This is a genomic window from Kushneria marisflavi (assembly GCF_002157205.1).
Lineage (GTDB): Bacteria > Pseudomonadota > Gammaproteobacteria > Pseudomonadales > Halomonadaceae > Kushneria > Kushneria marisflavi.
On sequence record NZ_CP021358.1, the window covers coordinates 3,212,533 to 3,227,970 of the forward strand.

Below are 15,438 nucleotides of genomic sequence, written 5' to 3' on the forward strand. Positions count from 1 at the left end.
GGGCTATTCTACCTCGCCTTCAACGGTGTGCGAGACGAAGTGCCGGTCACTGTTAAAAATCGTCTGCCAGCGGTGGAGCAGAGCCTGCCGCTTGAGCGGGTCGATCAGCGCCAGCAATCCCGGTGTCAGTCGAATGGGCTCCAGTGATGCTTCGCCTCCAGTAGCGTCATGAACGGCCAGCGGGCTGCCCAGCGGTGTCAGGGAGGTCATGACGGCCTGCCCCTCGTTTGAGGTGATAAAGGCCAGAAAGCGTCTGGCCGTGCTCGGGTGCGGGGCAGTCCCGGGAATCAGCGCCAGCCTCTGCAGGGCCAGCGCATAATCATCGGGGGCCTGCATCACCAGTTCGGGATGATGTTGAACCGCGCGTCGCGCGTAGGAGCCGATCAGGTTGTAGCCGATCAGATAGCGTCCCTCGATAAGCCCCTGAAGCATCGCAGCGGTAGAGTCCACCAGTTGTGTGTCGGCCTGACCCATGGCCTCGAAAAGTGTCCAGGCCTCCGTGGAGCGCGCGACATCCTGGGCCACGGCCATGAAACCAGTCGGGCTTCGGGCGGGGTCATAGGTCACGACGCGACCGGTCAGAGCATCACGGTGATGGTTTAAAAGGGCCAGCAGACTGGCATGATCCGTTGGCGGCTGGGCGCGATCGGCCAGTTCCCGACGGTAGACCATGACCAGGGGTTCCTGGGTCAGGCCAATAAGCTCATCGCGCCAGCGGGCGTCCTGCGGCCAGGCCGGGTTGATCACTCCCTCGCCCAGTGGCTGTGCCAGACCCGCGTTGGCCAGACGGTACTGCTGTGCCATGGCCGAGGACATCAATAGATCGACATCGGAGGGGATGGCGGTGAAGGGTTGGGGCTCGCCACGTGAGGCGTCGCGATAGTCCAGCGTGATACCCGGGTAGCGCCGATGAAAGGCTTCAAGTACGGGGCGCAAAACGTCGGCCTCCACCACCCCCTGAATGTTGAGACGCTCAACGCCTTGTCCCTCAAGGTGCAGATGGCCCGGTGAGATTGTCCCGGTGCCTTCAGCATCAGAGGCTGCGGCTGCAAGGATCAGCAGCATGATCAACACCGCGCGGCACAGGGCCTTGAAGGAAGCTGGCATCAGCATCAATCGGGTAGCCATAGACCGATCCTGAAATCACCGCTGTCCGTGTGGTCCATGACCACGTGCCCACCATGGGCTCGGGCCACGCCATCGACAATCGCCAGCCCAAGACCGCTACCGGGTCCCTGCTCCTGACAGCGATGAAACGGACGCAATACGTCCGCCTGCTCGGCGGCGCTGATGCCCGGGCCATCGTCTGCGACATAAAGCACTCTGGTGTCGGCATCGATGCCAACGGTCACTCGGGTGCGGGCGTAGCGCAGGGCGTTATCGATCAGGTTGCTCAGCGCTTCTTCGAGCTGCCAGCCATCACCCTCTACGGCCAGCGCCGGACAGGGCTCGGCAAGCCCGAGATCGATGCCGGCGCGGTCGGCAGCCGGCAGCAGGCGAAGCAGCGTGTCGCGGGTCAGCGTCTTGAGCGCTATCGGTTGTCGATTCACCGGGGCCTGCGGCGCGTCAAGACGTGTCAATGACAGCAGCTGTTCGGCCAGGCGCGTCGCGCGGCGAGTACCGCCCTGTACTTCCTGCAGGGCCTGCTGCCAGCGATGCGGGTCATGGCTTCGAAGTGCCAGTTCTGCGCTGGCAGCAATTCCGGCCAGTGGCGTCCGCAGTTGATGAGAGGCATCACCGATAAAGCGCTGTTCATGAGTGCGCACCTGTTGCTGGCGGGCCAGCAGCGCGTTGAGAGCTGCAAGCAGCTCTTCTAGCTCGCGTGGCACGCGGGCATTGATGGGGGAGAGGTCATGCGCCGAGCGGACCTTTAAGCGCGTGCGCAGATGTTCCAGTGGTCGCAGGGCCAGACGCAGGGTCATCAAAAGCCCTGTCAGCGCCAGCACCACGATACCGGCCAGTCGAAGGCTGCTGTCGCGAAAGAGCGCTATCGTCATCGCGCGTCGCGCCTCCAGTGTGTGGCCCACGAGTAGTGTATAGGGTTCGCGGTGTTGCCAGGCGGTCAGACGCGCCCCCAGTGCGCCAATACGCAATGACAGACCATTCAGATGAGCCGAATCGGCCTGGAAGGTGCCGGTGGCTGGAAGTGGCGTGACCAGGTTTTCAAGATCGGCGTTGCCGCTGACCGTCTGCCCCCTGTGATCGACCAGCGTATAAAAGACGCGTTCATCACCATTTGGCGCCAGCATGTTCAGTGCCGAGGCCGGCACATCAAACCAGAGTCTACCGTCGCGCCAGCCGACCTGATCGCTCATGACCTGAGCAGCGGAAGCCAGCAGTCGGTCATAGACGCGATCGGCGCTGCGCTGCGCGCTGTACCAGGATTGCAGCAGCAGCAGGACGCAGGTCAGCAACAGCAGGAGGGTGAGCCCACCCAGAAGGCGACGATGGAGGCTGACCGCAGGCGCCATGGTCTAGATCGGCTCCAGACGATAACCCAGGCCGCGGACAGTACGAATGCGCACATCACTACCTTCAAGGCGTCGGCGCAGACGGTGCACATAGACCTCGAGCGCGTTGTCCCCCGGTGGGGCATCGCCGCCAAAGGCCTCACGCATGAGATCGGCACGGCTGATGACCTGTTCGCCATGACGCAGCAAACAGGCCAGCAGACGCTGTTCGCGGCCCGGAAGCGACAGCGGCGTCTGATTGAGCTCGAGTCGCTGGGTCGGGACATGCAGCATCAACTGGCCCAGAGTGAGGGTGTCATTGACGACTGGTCGCGCGCGGCGCAAGAGCGCACGTACTCGGGCCTCGAATTCGTCGAGCGAGAAGGGCTTGGTCAGGTAGTCATCGGCGCCCAGGTCAAGACCGGCCACTCGGTCCTCGATTGAGGCGCGGGCGGTCAGAATCAGCACGGGTGTCTGATGGTCGTGCCGACGCAGCGTGGTGAGCACTTCAAGGCCGCTGCGATGCGGCAGATTGAGATCCAGAATCACAAGGTCGAGTTGGCGAGGCGTGGCAAGATAATCACAGGCATGATCCCCGCGTGTCATGATCTCCAGCCGGTCATCATGATCACGCAGCAGGGTTTCAAGAGTCTGTGCCAGCAGCACGTCATCCTCGATGAGCAGTAGTGCCATGAAGGCTCCGCAGCGACCGTACGCAAAAGAGGGGCAGTCTACCCTGGACGGCCGGCGCATCAAGACTGTTGTGATCGTTTGTCGGCATCGCTTGCGATTCCGGGAGTCGTGCTGCTAAGATGCGCGCTCGGTTGATCGGGGGCTGGCCAGCGGCCGGCACATATCTTACCCTGATCTCCGGTGATGGTGACCCTCGATGGTCCTCTCGCAACGCGATATCGCGAACCCCGCCAGGCCCGGAAGGGAGCAACGGTAGTGATGGATGCGTGTGCCGGGATGTGGCTGTCGAGGGTTGCCACCCTCTCTTCGAAGTATCCTCTCCATACTGATCTGATCATGCCGACCCTTCCGGTCATGTTGTGCTGTCCGTCATAACGCTATTTCTCTTGAAAGACTGTCCCCGGTGATCATGACAAGAGTCGTTGTCATGGATTGATTGGCGCATCTACGCCCAGCCGATAGAATGGTCGGCCTATCCATCGATCGACGATCTTTCTCATGCGTCGACACTTCACCGCTTTGAATACAGGCTATCGCGCTGCATGAGCTATCAGGTACTGGCCCGCAAATGGCGGCCGCGCACATTTCATGAGCTGATAGGGCAGGAGCATGTCAGTCGTGCGCTGGTCAACGCGCTTGATCAGGGGCGGCTGCACCATGCCTACCTGTTTACCGGCACGCGAGGGGTGGGCAAGACCACGCTGGCACGCATCCTGGCCAAGTGCCTGAACTGTGAAACCGGCGTGACGTCGCGCCCGTGCGGGCAGTGCCGGACCTGCCAGGACATCGATCAGGGGCGTTTCGTCGACCTGATCGAGGTGGACGCTGCCTCGCGAACCCGGGTTGAAGATACCCGTGAGCTGCTTGATAACGTGCAGTACGCGCCGACTCAGGGCCGTTACAAGGTGTACCTCATTGATGAGGTGCACATGCTGTCGACCCACAGTTTCAATGCGCTGCTCAAGACGCTGGAAGAACCGCCGCCGCACGTGCGTTTTTTGCTGGCCACTACCGACCCACAAAAGCTTCCCATTACGGTGCTGTCGCGCTGCTTGCAGTTTGCGCTCAAGCGCATGACCCCCGAGCGGATCGTTGATCACCTGGGACATGTGCTGACTCAGGAGCAGACGGCCTTCGATACTGCCGCGCTCTGGCTGCTGGGCCGTGCCGCCGATGGTTCCATGCGCGATGCCATGTCGTTGACCGACCAGGCCATTGCCTTTGGTCACGGAGAAGTGCGCGAGCAGGATGTCATTGCGATGCTCGGTACACTCGATCATCGACAGATTCTTGCGCTGGCTGAATCGCTGGCCGGCGGTGATGCTGCCGATGTGCTGGCAAGAGTGGCGCAGCTGGCCGAACAGGGCCCTGACTTTGCCGGCGTACTGGACGCCCTGTGTGGCGTCTTTCATCGTCTGGCGATTGCGCAGATGGTGCCGGCGGCACTGGATAATGCCCAGGGCGACCGCGAATCCCTGATCGCCCTGGCCGCACACTTCACGCCTGAAGACGTGCAGCTTTATTACCAGATTGCGCTCAACGGCCGGGGCGACATGGACAATGCCCCCGAGCAGCGAACGGCGCTGGAAATGACATTGCTGCGGATGCTGGCCTTCCGCCCGCAGGGCGCGCCGGCGCCGGATAACAAGCCGTTGCCGATTCGTGGCGATGCGTCACCGCCACCGGTGACGAATACTGCCGCGCCCGCACAAACGGCGCCTGCTGAGGCGACACCCGCCGAGGCGGCGCCCAAGTCGAATGCGGCTTCGGCACCAACGCCTGCACCCCCCGATACGGCCACCGCGGAAGCTCCGGCCGTGCCATCCGAGCCCGTGGCGCCTGTGCCATCCGCTGCCGAGTCGTCTGCGCCTGTCCCGGCACCGCCCTGGAGCGATGATGACGCCGCGGCGTCGCTGGTCGACGCGACAGGCAGCGCCGCCTATGGCGAAGCGCTATATGACGAGGCCGGTGAGAGTGTGCCTGCCGATCACCCTCAGCCGAGCGTGACACCGGAAGTGCCAGAAGTTGCGGATACTCACCAGGCAATGTTTGGCACGGCCTCGGCACCGACAGCGCCGATCGACGAGGCGCCTGACGACGAGGATGATCAGGACGATCCGCTTGATGAATACATGAATGAAGCGGTCGGTGAGAACGCTGGTGGTCAGGCACAGGCGCTCGCCACAATGGTTGAAGGGCTTGGCGATGATCCGTCTGCCGATGCCCCGTCACACGATAACGCCGGCATATCGACAGATGACACGACAGACAACGATAAGACAGACAATGACGTGTCGGGTGCCGGGTCGACTTTTCATGCTCTGCCGATCGAGGCGGATCATACGCCGATCGATAATGCGGGCTGGCTCAAGCTCTTTCCTGTCCTGGGGCTTTCGGGAATGACGGCCAATCTGGTGGCCAACTGCGTGGTGCGCCATGATGATGGTCAGCATCTCGCCATGTGGCTGCATCACTCCCAGAGCGCCATGAACGCTGAAGTGCACCGGGAGCGTCTTGAGAAGGCGCTGATGGCACGAGGTCTGTCACGTCGGGTGAGTATTGAAGTGGGGGAGATCGATAAGGATATCGAAACGCCTGCCCGTCGCCGTGCACGGCTTGAGCAGGCGCGATTGCAGCGTGCCATTGAAGCCTTGCGTGATGACCCACATATTCAGTCTCTACAGGAAGTATTTGGTGCCCGCCTGCTGGAGCGCAGCGTAACCTCGTTCGAGCAGGATGATGTCGGCAACGGCTGACAAGGCAATTAACAAGGTTTGATTTAACGACTCTTGAGGGGCGCAATCATGATGAAGGGCGGCATGGGCAACCTGATGAAGCAGGCTCAGGAAATGCAGGACAAGATGCAAAAGGTGCAGGAAGAAATTGCTGACACCGAAGTGCATGGCGAATCCGGCGCCGGCATGGTCAAGGTGACCATGAACGGCCGACATGATGTCACATCGATCGAGCTCGACCCGGCCATCATGCAGGAAGACAAGGAATTCCTTGAGGACCTGCTCGCTGCGGCCGTCAACGACGCCGTGCGCAAGGTGGAAGTCAACTCGCGCACCAAAATGGAAGAAGCCACCCAAGGGCTCAATCTGCCGCCCGGCTTCAAGATGCCATTCTAGGATACGCGCAATTCATGGCGACATTTTCACCGCTGATTGATCGTTTGCTCGAAACGCTGCGAGTGCTGCCGGGTGTTGGCCCTCGCACAGCGCAGCGCATGGCTTTTCATCTGCTTGAGCGTGACCGTGAAGGCGGACGCCGGCTGGCGGAAGTGCTGGGCGAGGCGCTTGAACGAGTGGGCTACTGTGAGTGCTGTCGTAACCTGACAGAAAGCCGGCTGTGCAGCATCTGCGAGGATACTCGCCGGGATGATCGCGCCCTGTGTGTGGTGGAATCCCCGGCCGATCTGCTGGCCATCGAAGAGGCCGGCGGTTTTCGCGGGCGCTACTTCGTGCTGCATGGCCATCTCTCTCCCATCGATGGTATCGGCCCGAATGATCTGGGGCTTGATCAGCTGGAGACGCTGGTCCATCAGCGCCAGATCGAGGAGCTGATTCTGGCCACCAATCCTACCGTTGAGGGCGAGGCGACCGCACACTATATCGCCGAGCAGCTGCGTGCACTGGGTGTGCGCTGCTCGCGTCTTGCCTATGGCGTGCCCATGGGGGGTGAGCTCGAATATGTTGATGGCGGGACGCTGTCCCGTGCGTTCATGGGCCGCCAGCCCTTTGGCGAGCGGGACCCTGAATGATGTCATGCCAGAGCGCCGCTTGAGGCGAACCCAACCGATGCGACAAGCCGCCATGCGGCTTGTTTTTCTTGATTCACTGCCGGCCCGAGCGTCGGCAGGCGGCTGTAGACCCAATGACCATGCCCACTGACGTCACCTGGCACTTTATCGATACCGAAGAAGCGCTCGAGCGCGCCTGCGCTGATCTTGCCACCCGCGACGTGATCGGAGTGGATACCGAGTTCATGCGCGAAACCACCTTCTATCCGGTGCCTGCACTGATTCAGCTCGGGGATGCTGATGTTGTCTATCTGATCGACCCGACCGCCGTCGCACCGACCGAGTCGTTGCGTACCCTGCTGGGCGATGCGGGACCACTGAAGATTCTGCATGCCTGCAGTGAAGACATGGAAATCTTTACGCTCTGGGTGGGCGATGTGCCTTCACCGCTGATTGATACGCAGATGGCTCATGCCCTGCTGGGCGAGGAAAGCTCCATCAGCTACCAGCGGCTGGTGGATCACTGGGCTCAGCAGCATGTGCCCAAGGGAGAAACCCGCTCCAACTGGCTGCAGCGTCCGCTGAGCGAGGAGCAGTGTCGCTATGCAGCGCTGGATGTGGTCTGGCTGTCATCGATCTGGCAGCGTCAGCAGGCGTGTCTTCGTGAAAAGGGCCGTCTCCAATGGCTGCTCGAGGACTGCCATGCGCTGGTCGATGCTGCAAGAGGGGCACGCGATGACGCCCGCTGGTATTTGCGACACCGCAATGCCTGGCGTCTGGAACCACGCCAGCTGGCGGCCTTTCAACGTCTGTGTGTCTGGCGAGAGCGCGCCGTGCGCGAGCGCAATCTGCCGCGCAACTGGCTGGCCAGCGATGCCACCCTGATGGAAATGGCGGCGGCGCTGCCGGGCAATCGTTATGAGCTCTCCCGGGTGGATGGCATCAAGCCTGCCCTGATCAAGCGTGAAGGTGACACGTTACTGGCATTGATCGAAGAGGCGGTGCGGCTGGAAGAGGCCGATCTGCCCAATACGTTGCCTTCTCCCATCAGTGATGCGTACAAAAAGCGCATGAAGGCACTGAAGGCGGCGGTCAACGAGCGCGCCACGGCACTGTCCTTGCCGGCAGAAGTGCTTGTAACCCGCCGTGAGCTCGAGCGCTGGATCAGCGCGGATCTTCAGCGGACCGACTGGCCCTGCATGAGCGGCTGGCGGGGGGAAGTGCTCAACGATGCCCTGGTATCGGCGCTGTCGCACGATACCCGCTCTTAGACTTCGGATGCCCACGGGCGCTGAAGCCATTACGCATTTTCGGAGAACCCCATGGCCTCGACACCGACACTGCTGCTGTGTCAGATCTACAAGAGCCCACGTCAGGAAGAGATGTTTCTATACGTGGATCGCACCAAAGGGCTGGAGGTGGTGCCAGAGGCTCTGCTGGAAGGCTTTGGCGCGCCGCAGTCCATCATGATGATGGTCATGACGCCGGAGCGTCAGCTGGCGCGTGTCGATACAGCTCGGGTCATCGAGGCGCTGAAGGAAAAGGGCTATTATCTTCAGATGCCGCCTGGTGGCGATGCACGAACGCGGGATCTGGCCTTTGATGTCAGCGCCCGCTTTGATGATCGGACACCTGAATAGGCGTGTCGGGAGGGCATATGCGAGAGCGATTCTGGGAGCGATTTCCGCTGGGGGCGTTGACGCCTCAGGAGTGGGAGGCCATCTGCGACGGCTGCGGGCAGTGCTGTCTGGTGCGCCTTGAGGACGAGGAGCACCAAGAAATCGTGACGCTGTCGGTCGCCTGTCGTCTGTTCGACACCACGGTGTGTCGCTGCAGCGATTACGAGCACCGCTTTGACAAGGTGCCTGACTGCCTGCAGCTGACGCCAGAGCGAGCCCGGGCGTTTCACTGGTTGCCCGACACCTGTGGCTACCGGCGCCTGGCGCAGTCAAAACCGCTGCCCAAATGGCACCCGCTGATCAGTGGTGATCCGCAGGGAGCGCGCCGCGCCGGCGTCAGCGTGCACGGTATGGCCGTGAGTGAAGAGAAGGTGCCCGAGCAGGACTACGAGGATTACATCATTGCCGTGATGCCTTGCCAGTCGTAAGCGCTGCCCCAGGGGGTCAGTAAAGGCTCTGAAATTAGTGCAATATCGCATTTAAAAAGGGCGCGCCTCGGTCATGAGGCGCGCCCTTTTAATTGGACATGGTCGTGTGACAACTTCCTGTTAATGGGCGCCTTTGCAGCACCCATCACGTTCAGTCGTCTTGCGGCAGCGTTTCGATGGTGGCTGAAGCGTCTGACAGCCCCAGTGCCCACAGGATAAAGGCGTCCTGCCGGGCCACATCACGCCAGGCATGAAAGCGTCCGGAAGCACCACCGTGACCGGCGCTCATGTCGGTGCGCAGCATGACCGGCCCTCGGGCGCTGTCGAGTTCGACCAGGCGTGCATAGAGCTTGGCCGGCTCCCAGTAGGGCACCCGTGAGTCGTGCCAGCTGCCCTGCAGATAGACGGCCGGCCATGGTGCGGGGACCAGGTTGTTCAACGGGGAATATCCCTTGATGCGTCGATGGGCCTCCGGCTCTTCCGGGTTGCCCCATTCGGTATATTCCGCCGTCGTCAGCGGCAGGTCCGGGTTTTCCATCGTGCGCAGTACATCGACAAAGGGGACATCCAGCACCGCCGCACAGAAGGCGTGTGGATCCAGATTGACGCTGGCAGCTACCAGCAGTCCGCCGGCGCTGGCACCATAAGCGGCAATGTGGCGCTCTTCGGCCAAGCCGTGTTCTACCAGCACATTACGAGCGGCCAGAAAATCCTGGAAGCTGTTTTCCTTGTGCTCCAGCTTGCCGGCCAGATACCAGGGCTCGCCTCGATCGCCGCCGCCGCGTACATGGGCCACGGCAAAGGCACCACCACGCGCGAGAAGTTCAAGGCGCGAGATGGAAAACCACGGGTCGAGCGTCTGGCCATAGGCGCCATAGCCATACAGCAGGGTAGGCAGCGGCCCGCGGTCGATCAAATCCGCGCGTGCCACTACCGATACCGGTACGCGTTCACCATCAAAGGAGGTGGCCCAGAGTCGGCGACAGGCCAGATGGCCGGGCTGGAGATCACCATAGACGGGTTGCTGGCGCAGCAGACGTCGCTCGCCGCTGTCGATATCGAATTCAACCCAGCGGGGCGGGGTCGTAAAGGATTCTTCGTGGAGGCGAAGCTGGCGTGTATCGAAATGGGGCGTGTCGGCGAGCCCGAGACTGCAGGGTGTCTCGGCGATGGGCAGCCACTCATCACGTGTCACGTCATGCTGGTCATCCAGCTGCATCAATCGCAGATGCACCTGAGCGCTGTCATGATCACGCTCGGTCAGCACCAGCCCCCAGGAGAAGGCATCCACGTCTTCAAGGGTGGTGTCGGCGCGATGCTCGATCATCGGTATCCAGCGATCAAATGCATGCTCCTCGGCGCGGTCGAGGCAGAAATGCACGGCATTTCTGTTGTGAAGTACGTAAAACATTCCCGGACGGTGATCGAGGCCATATTCCACCCCGGTTTCGCGCGGATGAAAGCAGGTCGGGGCGGTTTCCGGTGTCGCGGCGGGAACCAGATGGGCTTCACTGGTGTCCTTTGAGGCACTGTGAATGACCAGCCACTCTCTTGAGCGGGTCTTGTCCAGACCGACCCAGAATTCGACGTCGCTCTCTTCAAAGATACAAACGGCATCATCATGGTTGCGATGGCGTCGCCAGACGGTCGCCGGACGCTGGGTCGTGTCATGGCGCGTAAATAGCAGGGTAGCGTTATCTTCTGCCCAGCACAGGTCAGGTCCGATCCCGCGCTCGAGGCGAATCGTTTCGCCATCCGGCAAATGACGCAGGTAGAGATCGAAATATTCGTTGCCCTGTGTGTCCAGCGTCCAGGCCATCCACTGCTCGTCTTCGGACAGGGACAGATCACCCAGTTCGAGAAAGCTGTTGTGGGTAGAAAGTTCCTGCAGGTCGATCAGGCATTCGTGACCGCGGCGCTCGATATCGAGATGGTCAAGGCCTTCAGCGATGGGATGGCGCCAGAAGACCGGGTAGTCGGCGTCAGCCGCCGTTTCACTCCAGTACACGAAATGGTCAAAGGGCGTGGCAAGACCTGTCACGGCCAGCTCGCGGCGGGCGAGGTGGCTGTCAAAAAGGGTCTGCGTGAGTGAATCAAGTGGTTCAAACCACTGATCACATTCAAGGTTTACGGCCTCAAGAAATTCGGCCACCTCTGGCGCGTCACGGTTTTCAAGCCAGTGCCAGTGGGGGTCTTCGACTTTTTTGAAGCGCGCTACCGGCGCGGGAGATGGGTGTTCTTTCATAATGTGCAGTGTAACATTGATCGCTGTATTTAACCCGGAGGTATCAAGGGCGTGCTGATTTCAGACTCGATCCCACTATTGTGGCTATGCTGGTTCGTATTATCCGTTGCGGTGCTGGTTTTCGGCTACTTCGCCATTTCATTTCTGCCACGCCTGCCGCGCTGGCTGGTCACCGGGGCCGTTGCTGGCCTGCTCTGGATGCCGGCGTTCTTTTCGGTGCCCGGTCCACAGTCGGAGCTTGGGTATTCGGGGTGGGCACCGTCTCTGGTGGTGACCGCTGTCGGATTTCTGCAGCATAACGGCGGCCAGATCCTTTTCGGCGGTGCCCTGATGGCCATCGGTGCAGTGCTGGGTATGCTGGTGACCTTTTTTATCGGCCGCCGCGGCCGGCATGATCATGACGACGATGACCGTTCCGGCAATGCTCGAAACAGAGACAGTCGTGATGATCGTGATGTTTCCCGCCAGCGTCGGGAAAGTGCACCAGCGCGACGGGAACCTTCGCTCGGGAGATAGGCCCTATGCTGTATCGGTGGCTGATGACAGGTGCATGGTTGCTGCTGGCCCTGATGGCGTTGCCGGCTCAAGCGGAGCCACAGGGCTCGCCGGAGCAGAGCGATGTTCGTCTGGCCATCGATGTCTCCGGCAGCATGAAGGACAACGACCCCGATAACCTGCGCGCCAGCGGAGTTCGTCTGTTGGTGGATCTGCTGCCCGATAACGTGCGCGCCGGGCTCTGGACCTTTGGTCAACAGGTCGCCAATCCGCTGGCCATGGGGGCCGTCAACGATCAGTGGCGCCAGCGCGCACTCTCCGTACTGCCTCAGCTGACCCACTATGAGCAGTTCACTGATCTCGAGTCGGCGCTCAATCTTGCCACCCGGGGGGTGAGCGCGGAGGGCAGGACGCATCTTATCGTGCTGACCGATGGCATGGTGGATGTCCCGGCCGTCAGCAACAAGCCCGCTCGGGATCGCGCCTCGCGCGAGCGCATCATCAATACGCTGGCACCGGATCTTGCCGGGCGCCATGTGGTCGTACATACCATCGCGCTATCCCGTAATGCCGATATTGATCTGATGCGTTCCATTTCGCAGCAGACCGGGGGGCTGGCCTCGGTGGCAGAAGATTCTCAGGCGCTTTTGCGCTCCTTTCTTGATGTGCTCGATCAGGTGGCGCCAAGACAGCAACTGCCGCTGGAAGATGGCCGGTTTCAGGTCGACGACCATGTGCGCGAATTTACGGCGTTGATCTTTCATGATCAGAGTGAGGGGCCGGTGACGCTGGTCAGTCCCGACGGTGAGCGTCTGAGCATTGATGCGCCAGGTGTGGCGAGTCGCTGGCGTCACGACAATCGTTATGAGCTGATTACCGTGCCCGAGCCCGCATCGGGGCAATGGCAGATCGAGGGGCCGGTCGGTGCCGGCTCTCGTATTCTGATCGACTCCAGCCTTCAGTTGCGCAGCGCCGGCATCCCGGCCACGCTGTATGCCCATATCGACCATCCGCTGGATGCCTGGCTGGAAGGCATGGGCGATCAGAGCAGTGATCCTTCGCAGCAGCCCACCGTCGATGCGGTTCTACGAGGTTCGCAGGGCGATATTACCAGTACCCGTTTGCAGCGCGAATCAGATGGGCATTACCGTGGGCGTCTTGAACGTATCGATCAGACGGGCAATGCCGAGCTGGCACTGCAGGCGCGCGGTGAGTCGTTTGCGCGCCTGCTCACGCACAGCGTCAATGTGGTGCCGGTCATCGATGCCACGCTTTCTGCTGATCAGTCACGAATCATCCTGAATGCCGCCTGGCCTCGTCTAACGCGTGACAATACTCGTATCAACGCCAATCTGTTGGGAGAACCCCTTGAGGTCAGGCAGCTGGCGGAAGATCGCTGGCAGGTGGCCCTGTCCGATAGCCTGCCTGACGAATCCATTTCGGTTGATCTGAGCGCCACGGTAGGACTTGATAATCGGATTCTCGAAATCCCCCTGCCGCCGGTAGTGCTCAATAGCGATGCCGCGACCCGGCTTTCCGGGACACGGTTCGACCAGGACGCGATCAACGGCGAAAAGATGACCTCCCCTGAAGAGAGCGATGAAGATCAGTCCTGGTCGCTACAGCGTCTCTGGTATATGGCGCAGGAGCACTGGCCTGCTACCAGAGACCGGATTGTGTACTGGGCGCAGGATCCACGAGCGTGGGGTGTGGCCGCTGCGCTGTTGTTGCTCTTTTTGATGCTTGCCTACCGACGACGTCGCCTGCGACGTCAACGTCCTCGACAAAGGAGAGACCCGAGTGTGTGAGCTACTGGGCATGAACGCCAATCAGCCGGTCAGTACCGGCTTCAGCTGGCGCGGCTTTCGGCATCGCGGGGGTGCCAACGGTCCTCACAGAGACGGGTTCGGCGTCGGTTTTTTTCGCCACGATGGTTATCACGATTTTCATGATCTGCGCCCGGCCATAGAGTCTCCGCTGGCCACGCTGCTTGGCGATGACGAGATTCCGGCGCTGATCATGCTAGGACATCTGCGTCAGGCCAATGAGGGCAGCGTCGATATTCGCAATACCTACCCCTTTACCCGTGAAACAAGGGGAGAGTGCTGGAGCTATATCATGCAGGGTCAGCTTGAGGGATTCGAGGTGCTCAAGCTGTCCGGTCGCTTCACGCCGATGGGCACCACCGATGGTGAGCATGCCTTTTGCTGGCTGCTGGATCAGCTCACTGAAACAGATTGCGAGGATTCCGCAGAGGTGTGCGAAAGGCTGCGCCAGTGTGGCGACCGACTGGCACGGATGGGCGTTTTCAACATGATGCTCAGCGACGGCCGGGTCCTTTATACCTACTGCAGCAAGAAGATGTGCTGGCTTACTCGTCGTACCCCTTTTGCCACCGTCACCTCACTGGACAGCGGCGAACATATCGATCTTGCCAGTCGCTGTGGCAGCACTACGGTCTACACCCTGCTGGCCACGACCCCACTGACCAGTGAGTCTGGCTGGCAGGACATGCATCCCGGCGAGGCGATGGCCTTTTGCAACGGCGAGCGATGTGATGTCAGCTCACCGGAAGCCGTTCTGTCCTGATGCCTGAAGGGCCTGAAAGCCCTTTAAATGCCAAAACGCCGCGAACACTCAGGGTGTCCGCGGCGTTTCTCGCTAACAGCGCAGTTTTTGTCAGCTCAGCTCTTCTTCAGTAAACATGCCTTCAAAGAGGGCAGTCGAGAGATAGCGCTCACCGCTGTCGGGCAGGATGACGGCAATGGCCTTGTCCCGATAGGCCGGGTCTTCTGCCAGGCGCAGGGCAGCGACCATGGCGGCGCCACAGGAAATGCCGACCAGCATGCCTTCCTCGCTCATGAGGCGACGCGCCATGGCCATGGCCTCTTCACTGGTGACGGCTTCGACCTGATCGATATAGTCCAGATCCAAGTTGGCCGGAATGAAATTGGCGCCGATGCCCTGAATCTTGTGGCCGGCGGGAGTGATCTCCTCACCGCGCAGACGTTGCCCGATGATCGGGGATTCCGCGGGCTCGACGGCAACGCTGTGCAGCACCCGTCCCTTCGTCTTCTCGAAATAGCGCGAGATACCGGTGATGGTGCCGCCGGTACCAACGCCCGCGACCAGGACATCGAGGTCGCCATCGGTGGCGTCCCAAAGCTCGGGACCAGTGGTCTTTTCATGAATTTCGGGGTTGGCCGGATTTTCAAACTGGGCCGGCATGAAATAGCGCTCGGGTTCGGCATCGCGCAACTCTGTGGCACGCTCCACAGCACCTTTCATGCCGCGAGCGGGTTCGGTCAGCACCAGTTCGGCACCCAGCGCCTTGAGCACCTTGCGGCGCTCGATACTCATCGAGGCCGGCATGGTCAGCTTGACCTTATAGCCACGTGCTGCGCCCACAAAGGCCAGCGCGATACCGGTATTACCCGAGGTGGGCTCGATGATTTCCATGCCCGGCTTTAAAACGCCTCGCTTTTCGGCGTCCCAGATCATGTTGGCACCGATACGGCACTTGACCGATAGCGCCGGATTGCGCGACTCGAGCTTGGCGTAGACGCGAGGATGGTCCGTCAGATGTCGAACCCTGACCAGTGGTGTTTGTCCGATTGCCTGGGAGTTGTCTTCCAGAATATTGCTCATCGCGTGCTCCGTGTCCGTCAGCGGTCTGATAGGGAAGAGGTTAAAAGGCCTACGCCAT

Annotated in this window: 14 protein-coding genes and 1 other RNA gene; 10 read left to right on the forward strand and 5 right to left on the reverse strand. The window is 61.0% G+C overall.

Translation table 11 applies throughout. The features are described from left to right. Nucleotides 1-3 precede the first annotated feature (3 nt). The 3 genes from B9H00_RS14575 to B9H00_RS14585 are packed head-to-tail and all read right to left on the reverse strand — an operon-like array spanning nt 4 to nt 3,143. Nucleotides 4-1,128, reverse strand: coding sequence for an ABC transporter substrate-binding protein (locus B9H00_RS14575; protein ID WP_086901265.1), 1,125 nt, complete (start codon nt 1,126-1,128; stop codon nt 4-6). Beyond that, the gene (locus tag B9H00_RS14580; protein WP_086901266.1) at nt 1,113-2,471 is read right to left on the reverse strand and encodes a sensor histidine kinase; all 1,359 of its coding nucleotides are present in this window, start codon (nt 2,469-2,471) and stop codon (nt 1,113-1,115) included. Before B9H00_RS14580 ends, B9H00_RS14575 begins: the two co-directional genes overlap by 16 nt. Nucleotides 2,472-2,474: 3 nt before the next feature. Continuing rightward, complete coding sequence (locus B9H00_RS14585) at nt 2,475-3,143, reverse strand: response regulator (protein ID WP_086901267.1); 669 nt, start codon at nt 3,141-3,143, stop codon at nt 2,475-2,477. Between the two features lie 194 nt (nt 3,144-3,337). On the opposite strand from B9H00_RS14585, the gene ffs reads away from it, so the two are divergent. From ffs to B9H00_RS14620, 7 genes are all read left to right on the forward strand, one after another. Next, an RNA gene (gene ffs / locus B9H00_RS14590) (signal recognition particle sRNA small type) lies at nt 3,338-3,434 on the forward strand. 251 nt (nt 3,435-3,685) lie between these two features. After that, nucleotides 3,686-5,899 carry a DNA polymerase III subunit gamma/tau gene (dnaX, locus tag B9H00_RS14595; RefSeq protein WP_086901915.1) on the forward strand — a complete coding sequence of 738 codons (2,214 nt, stop codon included), beginning with the start codon at nt 3,686-3,688 and terminating at the stop codon, nt 5,897-5,899. 48 nt (nt 5,900-5,947) lie between these two features. Then, the gene (locus B9H00_RS14600) at nt 5,948-6,274 is read left to right on the forward strand and encodes a YbaB/EbfC family nucleoid-associated protein (protein WP_086620297.1); all 327 of its coding nucleotides are present in this window, start codon (nt 5,948-5,950) and stop codon (nt 6,272-6,274) included. 14 nt (nt 6,275-6,288) lie between these two features. Next, nucleotides 6,289-6,906, forward strand: a complete 618-nt coding sequence (recR, locus tag B9H00_RS14605; protein WP_086901268.1) for a recombination mediator RecR — start codon at nt 6,289-6,291, stop codon at nt 6,904-6,906. 113 nt (nt 6,907-7,019) lie between these two features. Beyond that, nucleotides 7,020-8,156 carry a ribonuclease D gene (gene rnd, locus B9H00_RS14610; protein WP_236944301.1) on the forward strand — a complete coding sequence of 379 codons (1,137 nt, stop codon included), beginning with the start codon at nt 7,020-7,022 and terminating at the stop codon, nt 8,154-8,156. A gap of 51 nt (nt 8,157-8,207) precedes the next feature. Then, nucleotides 8,208-8,525 (forward strand): YcgL domain-containing protein, encoded by a 318-nt coding sequence (locus tag B9H00_RS14615; RefSeq protein ID WP_086901269.1) that lies wholly within the window; start codon nt 8,208-8,210, stop codon nt 8,523-8,525. A 17-nt stretch (nt 8,526-8,542) separates the two neighbouring features. After that, complete coding sequence (locus B9H00_RS14620; protein ID WP_086901270.1) at nt 8,543-8,992, forward strand: YcgN family cysteine cluster protein; 450 nt, start codon at nt 8,543-8,545, stop codon at nt 8,990-8,992. Nucleotides 8,993-9,143: 151 nt separating this feature from the next. On the opposite strand, the gene B9H00_RS14625 is transcribed toward B9H00_RS14620, so the two are convergent. Beyond that, the gene (locus B9H00_RS14625; RefSeq protein WP_086901271.1) at nt 9,144-11,237 is read right to left on the reverse strand and encodes a S9 family peptidase; all 2,094 of its coding nucleotides are present in this window, start codon (nt 11,235-11,237) and stop codon (nt 9,144-9,146) included. A 51-nt stretch (nt 11,238-11,288) separates the two neighbouring features. On the opposite strand from B9H00_RS14625, the gene B9H00_RS14630 reads away from it, so the two are divergent. Genes B9H00_RS14630 through B9H00_RS14640 form a run of 3 tightly spaced genes read left to right on the forward strand, consistent with a single transcriptional unit; the run spans nt 11,289 to nt 14,321 of the window. After that, nucleotides 11,289-11,753, forward strand: a complete 465-nt coding sequence (locus B9H00_RS14630; RefSeq protein WP_086901272.1) for a hypothetical protein — start codon at nt 11,289-11,291, stop codon at nt 11,751-11,753. Nucleotides 11,754-11,758: 5 nt separating this feature from the next. Next, entirely contained in the window at nt 11,759-13,540 is a 1,782-nt protein-coding gene (locus B9H00_RS14635) for a VWA domain-containing protein (protein WP_086901273.1), read from the forward strand. Next, complete coding sequence (locus B9H00_RS14640; RefSeq protein WP_086901274.1) at nt 13,533-14,321, forward strand: class II glutamine amidotransferase; 789 nt, start codon at nt 13,533-13,535, stop codon at nt 14,319-14,321. Before B9H00_RS14635 ends, B9H00_RS14640 begins: the two co-directional genes overlap by 8 nt. A 90-nt stretch (nt 14,322-14,411) precedes the next feature. On the opposite strand, the gene cysK is transcribed toward B9H00_RS14640, so the two are convergent. Further along, nucleotides 14,412-15,380, reverse strand: a complete 969-nt coding sequence (cysK, locus tag B9H00_RS14645) for a cysteine synthase A (RefSeq protein WP_086901275.1) — start codon at nt 15,378-15,380, stop codon at nt 14,412-14,414. Between the last annotated feature and the right edge of the window lie 58 nt (nt 15,381-15,438).

What these genes read in the sequence shown, in the direction of transcription:
- recR (WP_086901268.1), top strand. Translation starts at nt 6,289, where the DNA reads ATGGCGACATTTTCACCGCTGATTGATCGTTTGCTCGAAACGCTGCGA.
- cysK (WP_086901275.1), bottom strand. Translation starts at nt 15,380, where the DNA reads ATGAGCAATATTCTGGAAGACAACTCCCAGGCAATCGGACAAACACCA.
- B9H00_RS14580 (WP_086901266.1), bottom strand. Translation starts at nt 2,471, where the DNA reads ATGGCGCCTGCGGTCAGCCTCCATCGTCGCCTTCTGGGTGGGCTCACC.
- dnaX (WP_086901915.1), top strand. Translation starts at nt 3,686, where the DNA reads ATGAGCTATCAGGTACTGGCCCGCAAATGGCGGCCGCGCACATTTCAT.
- B9H00_RS14575 (WP_086901265.1), bottom strand. Translation starts at nt 1,128, where the DNA reads ATGGCTACCCGATTGATGCTGATGCCAGCTTCCTTCAAGGCCCTGTGC.
- B9H00_RS14585 (WP_086901267.1), bottom strand. Translation starts at nt 3,143, where the DNA reads ATGGCACTACTGCTCATCGAGGATGACGTGCTGCTGGCACAGACTCTT.
- B9H00_RS14620 (WP_086901270.1), top strand. Translation starts at nt 8,543, where the DNA reads ATGCGAGAGCGATTCTGGGAGCGATTTCCGCTGGGGGCGTTGACGCCT.
- B9H00_RS14600 (WP_086620297.1), top strand. Translation starts at nt 5,948, where the DNA reads ATGATGAAGGGCGGCATGGGCAACCTGATGAAGCAGGCTCAGGAAATG.
- B9H00_RS14635 (WP_086901273.1), top strand. Translation starts at nt 11,759, where the DNA reads ATGCTGTATCGGTGGCTGATGACAGGTGCATGGTTGCTGCTGGCCCTG.
- rnd (WP_236944301.1), top strand. Translation starts at nt 7,020, where the DNA reads ATGACCATGCCCACTGACGTCACCTGGCACTTTATCGATACCGAAGAA.
- B9H00_RS14615 (WP_086901269.1), top strand. Translation starts at nt 8,208, where the DNA reads ATGGCCTCGACACCGACACTGCTGCTGTGTCAGATCTACAAGAGCCCA.
- B9H00_RS14625 (WP_086901271.1), bottom strand. Translation starts at nt 11,237, where the DNA reads ATGAAAGAACACCCATCTCCCGCGCCGGTAGCGCGCTTCAAAAAAGTC.